This window comes from Fusibacter sp., from assembly GCF_057447755.1.
Map to the genome: position 1 here is coordinate 1 of NZ_JBVBZF010000335.1, position 3,778 is coordinate 3,778.

Here is a 3,778-nt window from a genome sequence, read left to right on the forward strand (position 1 = left end):
AGCTTATCATGCATCTCCATGAGTTCCTTTACTTCAGTGGAGAGATTTTTTAGTTCTTCTATAATTTCCACATCAACGCCAAGCTTAAAGGATGTGATAATACCAAGCTCTGAACCAATAACATGTGCTTCGATATCATTCTTACATGATATTTCACCACCAACAATTAAACCCTTTTTACCTTTTACAGTAATCTTACCATCACACTTTACATTGCTGTTCATAATGGCTCCGGTTTCAATATCGCCCCTGCAAGTTACATTACAGCTGTTTACAAAGTTGGATGTCAAGTTGCCACCACAGTAAATTTCTGCATTGTCTCGACCCTGGATACCTCTTGAAATGACTACATCGCCACTTGCTTTGACATTGGCACCCTCTACCACGCCGTTGATCACTAGATCACCATCGCAATCGACCTCATATCCATCTGTTACGTTCCCATGGATAATGACTTGACCATGAAACTTGATATTACCAGTTTCGACACCGATATCTTTATTAATCTCCAAGACTCTAATAACAGATATTTTGTCGTTTTCAACAAGAATCGAACCATCACACTCAGAGATAACGGAAAGCCCATCAGGTGAAATCTTGACATTCTTGCCAATTTTAAAAGCGACATCCTTGCCATCCTTGCCTCTGATGACTTTACCTGTAACAGTAGTACCACTTTTGCCTTTGGTCGCAGGTGTCTTGACTGCAAGGACTTCATTCTCTTTAATAACTTCAACATAACCTAAATTTTTAAAGTCCACTCTACCGTCTTCTAATATCTGCGGCTTCACTTTATGGTCTTTACCATATATGAACTCAATACTTGCGTCCATGCCATTTTCGTGCGGTATACCTTCTGCAACAACTTCATTGAAAACCGATTTTTGATTCTTGCAAATTGCTTCAATGATATTAAACTTTAATCCATAGACTACATTTTTATCCTTTAGGATCTTAATAATTTCATCAGGTTTTACCACAAGGTCCGGTTTTAGAAATTCAATGGACAATAATGCCTTGTAATAATCGTCTGAGATCTTAACTGCTATGTCAAATTTGGATGCATTCTGTTCGCTCATATTTCCCCCTTAATTACTTTAGCTTATAATATATATATCGGCATTAATTTAAAATTTATTATCATTATTATTATACAATAAATTAAAGCATAATACAAAATCACAGTTTCCTGTGATTTATACTATTTCTTCCAATGTAATTTTCAGCTTTGAAATTGCCTTTGTGTGAATTTGAGATACACGAGATTCAGAAATCGAAAGGACCTCTGCAATTTCTTTGTATGTAAGCTCTGAGTAATAGTATAATTGAAGGACCATCATTTCCTTTTCAGGCAATTTCCCAATAATCTGGGTCAATATTGACTTCATTTCTTCATCAACAAATTTTTCTTCTGGTTGAAATTCAATGTTTCTTGATTTTATATCAAAATTTGAATTATCATCTATTTTTTCTTCCAAAGAGACAATGGAATAAGTTGTAACTTCACCGAGGAGCTTGCTATATTCATCAAGTGATAAGCCCATTTCATCTGCAATTAGTTCATCAGATACGTCAAATCCATATATCTTTTGTAGCTTGCCAATGGCTTCCTCTATCTTTTTATATTTTTGTCTTGTACTTCTAGGAATCCAATCCATGTGTCTTATCTGGTCGATAATCGCACCACGAATTCTAATATTGGCATATGTTTCAAATTTGATGTTTTTAGTATGGTCAAACTTTTCAATGGCATCGATTAAGCCAATGACACCATACCCTAACAAATCATCAAACTCCACATGAGCATTATAATTGTTAAATAAACGGCCAGCGATTATTTTGACTAAAGGGACATAATTAATGATGAGTTCGTCTTTTGCTTCTCTACTATTTTTCTCTTTGTAGTTTATCCATAATTGTTCGTTAGTCATTAAACCACCTTCAAAAGTACCTTTTTGTTATGATCTAAAGCTTATAATTCCTTGATGCCTTTACCAGCTGTTTTAATCAATAATTTTCCATCTTCACTATAAAATTCTATCGTTCGGCCGAAGTTACCCCCGGTTTCATCAGCCTTAATGGGAATCCCCATGTCTTTAAGAATCTCTCTTACGGCTTCTGCATTCCGTTCACCAATTTTCATCGCATCATTTTGAGACGAAAAGGAGAACATTTGAGCGCCACCTGCAATCTTTGCATAAAAGCGATTTTTTCTAGCGCCTTTACTCTCCATTTGCTTGATGAGCTCTACTATCGCAGTATCAGCAAATTTTGCCACATTTTCATTTTTTCGTATTGCTTTACTTGAAGGTAGCATTATGTGAGCCATGCCAGTCACTTTGGTCAAGGGATCATAAAGACAAATACCAACACACGACCCTAATCCAAGGGTCGTGAGTGCATTCGGGTAATCAGCTACTTTCAAGTCAGCCATGCCAACCTTAATCATTGTACTCATAGCGCAACCCCTAAACTGCCAAGTAAGACTTCATATGATTCCATATCTGGGATTAAGAAGAAATACCCGTCAACTTTTTTTGCTTCCTGTGTTTCTATAAATTCATTTTGTATAATCAAAACATTATCACTCATCTGACCGAAATGAATTGCAGGAACGCTTAAAATAGCGCCTGCCATATCAATCGCAAGTGCAGGAACAGAAATTGTAATCTTTAAGTTAGTAAGTCCTGATAAAGATGAAATATAAGCACCTGAAAGGATGTTACCAATTTCTTGAAGTGCAGAGATTGTGAATTCATCAAATTCAGAATTATCTCTAGGCATTAAAAGGTTAACCAGGTTCATTGCTGAGACCTGATCCAAAACAAACATGATGCTGCCTGTGATATCACCTTCCACCTTAAAGAAGATACCACATACAACGTTTTCAGGACCACCAAGAATCTCCGGAACTTCATCAAATTCCAAAATTTTTACAACTGGTACTTTCATGTCCACTTTTTTATCAATCATCTTAGCAAGAGATGTCGCCGCATTTCCTGCACCAATGTTACCAATTTCTCTCAGTACATCTAATATTAAATTATTATCAAGATTTAAGCGATCTGACATTATGCCCCCTATATTTTATACTTCAATATTAAGAACTTTGAAAAGGTCTATCAGCATAATGATTCTTCCGTTCTTTTTACCAATATTCTTAATAAATTCATTATCTACATCTTTCTTTACATTTGGTGCAGCGTCGATATCATCTTCAGAAATCTGAAGCACTTCTGACGAAGAATCTACCAACATACCAATTTTCATTTCGTCGAGATTAATGATGATGATTCTAGACTCATCGCTTGCTGCCTTAGGTTCAAGGCCAAAACGAATTCTTAAATCTACCACAGGCACGATGATGCCTCTTAAATTTACAACACCTTTTACATATGGTGATGAGTATGGCACTCTTGTAATGGGCAATACCTTTTCTATATTTTCTACGTTGTTAATATCGATTCCATAGTACTCTTGATTGAGTCTAAAGGTTACAAATTCTTTCATTTCACTCATTAATATCCCCCCTTACTAGAATAATTGATTTGGATCAACGATCAAGGCAACGCTACCATTACCTAAAATGGTTGCACCTGCAATCGCCTTGATACCAGTCATATATTTACCAAGTGATTTGATAACAATTTCCTGTTGACCAATTAAGCTATCAACAACAAGACCTGCCTCAACTTCACCTTTTTTAACAATAACAACGATCAATTCAGATAAATCTTCCTGACCCTCATCAATATTTAAGACGTTTTTCATTCTAATA

Annotated in this window: 6 protein-coding genes; all 6 read right to left on the minus strand. The window is 35.7% G+C overall.

Annotated features, from left to right (window positions below; genetic code table 11):
• Positions 1–1,079 (minus strand): flagellar assembly protein A (locus AC220I_RS19650; RefSeq protein WP_486725565.1); only part of this gene is annotated, 1,079 nt, incomplete at its 3' end.
• A gap of 117 nt (positions 1,080–1,196) precedes the next feature.
• On the minus strand, positions 1,197–1,931 hold the full coding sequence (locus AC220I_RS19655) for a sigma-70 family RNA polymerase sigma factor (RefSeq protein WP_486725566.1): 735 nt from the start codon (positions 1,929–1,931) through the stop codon (positions 1,197–1,199).
• 41 nt (positions 1,932–1,972) lie between these two features.
• Positions 1,973–2,458, minus strand: a complete 486-nt coding sequence (locus tag AC220I_RS19660; RefSeq protein ID WP_486725567.1) for a chemotaxis protein CheD — start codon at positions 2,456–2,458, stop codon at positions 1,973–1,975.
• The gene (locus AC220I_RS19665) at positions 2,455–3,072 is read right to left on the minus strand and encodes a chemotaxis protein CheC (protein ID WP_486725568.1); all 618 of its coding nucleotides are present in this window, start codon (positions 3,070–3,072) and stop codon (positions 2,455–2,457) included. Before AC220I_RS19665 ends, AC220I_RS19660 begins: the two co-directional genes overlap by 4 nt.
• Positions 3,073–3,087: 15 nt before the next feature.
• Positions 3,088–3,519, minus strand: coding sequence for a chemotaxis protein CheW (locus AC220I_RS19670; RefSeq protein WP_486725569.1), 432 nt, complete (start codon positions 3,517–3,519; stop codon positions 3,088–3,090).
• A 15-nt stretch (positions 3,520–3,534) separates the two neighbouring features.
• A partial coding sequence (locus AC220I_RS19675) for a chemotaxis protein CheW (protein WP_486725570.1) occupies positions 3,535–3,778 on the minus strand: 244 nt, incomplete at its 5' end.

Coding starts and splice junctions, on each gene's coding strand:
- AC220I_RS19655 (WP_486725566.1), bottom strand. CDS start 1,931: ATGACTAACGAACAATTATGGATAAACTACAAAGAGAAAAATAGTAGA.
- AC220I_RS19660 (WP_486725567.1), bottom strand. CDS start 2,458: ATGAGTACAATGATTAAGGTTGGCATGGCTGACTTGAAAGTAGCTGAT.
- AC220I_RS19665 (WP_486725568.1), bottom strand. CDS start 3,072: ATGTCAGATCGCTTAAATCTTGATAATAATTTAATATTAGATGTACTG.
- AC220I_RS19670 (WP_486725569.1), bottom strand. CDS start 3,519: ATGAGTGAAATGAAAGAATTTGTAACCTTTAGACTCAATCAAGAGTAC.